The sequence below is a fragment of the Bacillus salacetis genome, from assembly GCF_003581585.1.
GTDB lineage: Bacteria > Bacillota > Bacilli > Bacillales > Bacillaceae_B > Rossellomorea > Rossellomorea salacetis.
In genome coordinates this window covers 1-3,688 of the sequence record NZ_QXIR01000066.1, presented here as the reverse complement: position 1 = coordinate 3,688, position 3,688 = coordinate 1, and the positions used below count along the sequence as shown (strand labels likewise).

General features: G+C 43.7%; 3 protein-coding genes. All 3 read left to right on the top strand.

Features of this window, described 5'->3' with window-relative positions:
- The first annotated feature begins 446 nt into the window (after positions 1–446).
- On the top strand, positions 447–1,790 hold the full coding sequence (locus tag D3H55_RS23480; RefSeq protein WP_119549751.1) for a copper amine oxidase: 1,344 nt from the start codon (positions 447–449) through the stop codon (positions 1,788–1,790).
- A 61-nt stretch (positions 1,791–1,851) separates the two neighbouring features.
- A complete protein-coding gene (locus D3H55_RS23475) occupies positions 1,852–2,841 on the top strand; it encodes a class F sortase (RefSeq protein ID WP_119549750.1) in 990 nt (329 codons plus the stop codon).
- A 63-nt stretch (positions 2,842–2,904) separates the two neighbouring features.
- A complete protein-coding gene (locus D3H55_RS23470) occupies positions 2,905–3,405 on the top strand; it encodes an LURP-one-related/scramblase family protein (protein ID WP_119549749.1) in 501 nt (166 codons plus the stop codon).
- Positions 3,406–3,688: the final 283 nt, after the last annotated feature.

The window sequence follows — 3,688 nt, the reverse complement described above, 5'->3', positions numbered from 1 at the left end:
TAGGATGTGAAGAGAAATAAACTAATGTTGATTGGAAAAAGAATAAAAATATTCTACTGCTCTGAAAGACTGGTTCATTCAGGTTTTTGGGTCTTAAGAACTTATTTGATTAGGACTAAAAGCACATTGGGGTGTTTTGGATTAGTTCCATAGGGGTAGCTTTGATATCGTGCTGAATTTTTAAATTTTTTTTAAAAAAGGTGATCCGAATTCAGTTTCTATTCGTTAGCTCTTTGAAAATATGAAAATAAAAAGGAGGACAGTTAAAAAAAAATAAAATAAGTGATCCAAACTGAAACAACCCACGTTAGCTCTATGAAAATATAAAACGGTAAAAAAAGGAGGAAATAGTTTTTAAAAAACTTTCTATGAAAAAGTGATCCAAGATTGAAACGGCCACGTTAGCTTAACAGAATACAAAAAAACAAAAGAGGAGATGGAAACATATGAAGAATAAGAATCTACTTAAAAAAGTTGCAGCACCAGTACTCGGATTATCATTGATCATCCCGGCAGCGGCCCAGGCAGAGGAGGCGCCGACAGTCGTGACACCGGCATCGGATTTGCGTACGACTCTTGACCAGTTATTGTCTGAACACTTTGTATTGGCAGTCGATGCAATGGTCAAGGATTATAATGATGCACCGGATGAAAAGCAGGCTTATGATGCATTGAACCAAAATGCTCTGGATATGACACCGGCCATTGCTTCCATCTACGGTGAAGAGGGAGCGAAGAAATTCCAGGAAATTTTCGCAGGCCATCTTGATTACTCTGATGATTTCGTAGAAGCGGCACAGTCCGGTGACGAAGAAGCGAGAAAAGCAGCTGAGGCGGAAGTGACGGAATTCGTCAATGAATTCTCTGCATTCCTTAGTACCGCAACTGAAGGAAACCTGCCTGAAGATGCAGCAAAGGAAGTCCTTAGAGCACATGAAAATGATGTTGTCGAAGCGTTTGACGATTATGTAGAAGAGGACTACAAAGGATATTATGAGAATTTCATGGAAGGCTATGACAGAATGTTCGATATCAGTAAAGCGCTGTCAGGAGCCATTGTCATGCAGATGCCAGACAAATTTGAAAACACGAAAGTCGATGCTCCTGCTGCTGAATTACGTTCTACCCTGAATAAACTGACTGCAGAACACTTTGCTTTGGCAGCGATGAGCATGCAAAAAGGTGTGAACGGTGCTCCGGATTACGATATCGCTACTTGGGCTGAAGATATGAACACGGAAGAATATACAGCAGCCATCAAGTCTATCTATGGCGAAGAGGGTGCAATGCAATTCAAGAAACTTTGGACAAGCGATCATATCAATGCACAAGCTGAGTTGGTTTCCGCAACAGTAGCTGGTGACGAAGCAGCTGCGAAGGAAGCGCGTGAAAGCCTGACAATGTTCACAAAAGAATTTGGCGCTTTCCTTGCAACCGCAACCGAAGGAAACCTGCCTGAAGATGCAGCTGTCGATGCCCTTATGACACATGAAGATCAAGTCGTAAAAACTTTTGACAGTTATGTTGCTGAAGACTATGAAACCAGCATGGCTACTTTCCGTGAAGGATATGCCTTCACATTCGGAATCGGGAAGGCCTTGGGAGATGCAATTGTAAAACAGATGCCGGATGAATTTGCAGCATCAGATATGCCAAGCCAAATGCCTAACACTGGTATGGGCGGTGCAGCAGAGAAGCCGATGCCGATGGCAGCATGGATTGCATTTGCTGCAGCAGTTCTTCTTGCTGGAGGATATCTGATCAAAAGTAAATTTGCTGATCAACAATAATGAATAGGGAGGGGAGTTTCACAGCTCTCCTCTTTTTCCTATATTACAGGAGGGAAAATGGATGAAGAAACGATTGACTGTATCCATGATAGGATTGGCTGCAGCCGGCATCATCGGGTATCAGGCTTTTGCCCGGGAAGACACGGGGGCCATACCGCAATCACCGCCAAAAATGGAGAAGGCTGCACAAATGGAGGAGACAAAGGCTTCTGAAATACAGGAGGCAGTTAAGCCAGGGGCACATCAAGAGGAGGAATTTGTTCTTCTTGACTCTTTACAAAAGAAAAAAGCCGAGCTGGAAAGTGAACTAGAGATTCAAGAAGAGGGAATTATCCCAGCCCGGATCAAGATTCCAAGTATGGATATTGACACTGAAGTCATTTCTGTGGGACTTCTTGAAAATGGGGAGATGGCAGTTCCGGAAGAAACAGAAATCACAGGCTGGTATGATAGAGGAGTCAAGGCAGGTGCGGAAGGGAACGCGGTCATTGCCGGCCATGTGGACAGCCAGGAAGGACCCGCGATTTTCTTCTATCTGAAAAACATGGAGATCGGGGAGGAAGTGACCGTATCCGATGAGAGTGGAAAAGAACTTACTTTCAAAGTTAAAGCAAAAGAAAGCTATAAGGATGAAGAGGCTCCGATTGAAAAAATATTCGGACCCGATAAAGAAAGAAATTTGAATTTAATAACGTGTACAGGGACCTTCAACCATGATGAACATCTTTACCCTGACAGGCTGGTAATCTATACCGAGCTTGTTGAAGAACAAGAAGCAGAGCCGTATCCAAAACCTGAATCACCAGGAAGTGTGGAATATGATCTTGGTTCTATTTCATGGCATTCTGTCCAGGCAGATGACATCATAGGATACAGAATCTACAAACAAACAGCTCCGGGTGAAGATTTTGAACATATCGCCAGCGTATCAGCGCATGAAAGGAAGAACTACTTCGACAAGGAGGCCGAAAAAGGGTCTTCATACTATATCACTTCAGTGAATATTGCTGAAAAAGAATCGAAAAAATCCGCTGTTGTAACAGCCGAGTAATGGTATGAAACTTTCCTCATCCCTCTTTCGTATAACTAATAAGAAGAATTCAGGAGGGGTATTATGAGTGATGTTTTGTACTTCGCAGACAATTTCTTTTCCTCAGGCAGAACAGAAATTTATAATGCAGAAAAAGAAGTAGTCGGAGAACTTGACTTAAAGAGTGCCTTTTCAGCAAGTGTAGACGTATTGAACAATGATGGAAGCATCATGGCAAGCGGTAAGTTTCCCTTTATGGGAAACCGCTGGGTCGTCGCAGGCAAGGAAGGCGAAGATATCGGGGAATTGAGACAGAAATGGGCTTTTTTCACAAAAAGATTTCAGTATCAATCATTAGGAAAAGGAATTTTCTCCATAGAGTCAGAAGCCTTTTCCAAAGAGTATACCATCCTGGATGATCAAGGAGCAGTCATATGCAGCTTCGAAAGAGTAAGCGGGTTCTTTTCTACACCTGCCTATAAATTAGAGAACTTCTCAGAATGTCTTAGCAATCAGGAACTTGTCACTGTGGTCATGGGCGTCAACGCCATCCAAAAAAGGAATAATGCTGCTGCAGCTACTTAATGGGTGCCAGTCACTTCCCGGAATTTGTCGAACTCCAAACAAATTCCGGGAATTTTTTTGTTAAGGCAATTGTAGTAGCAGGGGTCATAAGCCAATCCGTCAAGAAGGGAAAAGGGCCCCCTTCCCGCCGGCTTGTCTGATGCCTGTCGGGGCTGATCAAGGCGGTTCCGCTTTAGGTCATCCAGCTCCACCGCCTAGCCCCTCGGGGTCATAAGCCAATCCGTCAAGAAGGGAAAAGGGCCCCCTTTCCGCCGGCTTGTCTAATGCCTGTCGGGGCTGATCA

Bases quoted from the DNA above. Each gene is read 5' to 3' on its own strand.
- D3H55_RS23475 (WP_119549750.1), top strand. From the start codon at position 1,852: ATGAAGAAACGATTGACTGTATCCATGATAGGATTGGCTGCAGCCGGC.
- D3H55_RS23470 (WP_119549749.1), top strand. From the start codon at position 2,905: ATGAGTGATGTTTTGTACTTCGCAGACAATTTCTTTTCCTCAGGCAGA.
- D3H55_RS23480 (WP_119549751.1), top strand. From the start codon at position 447: ATGAAGAATAAGAATCTACTTAAAAAAGTTGCAGCACCAGTACTCGGA.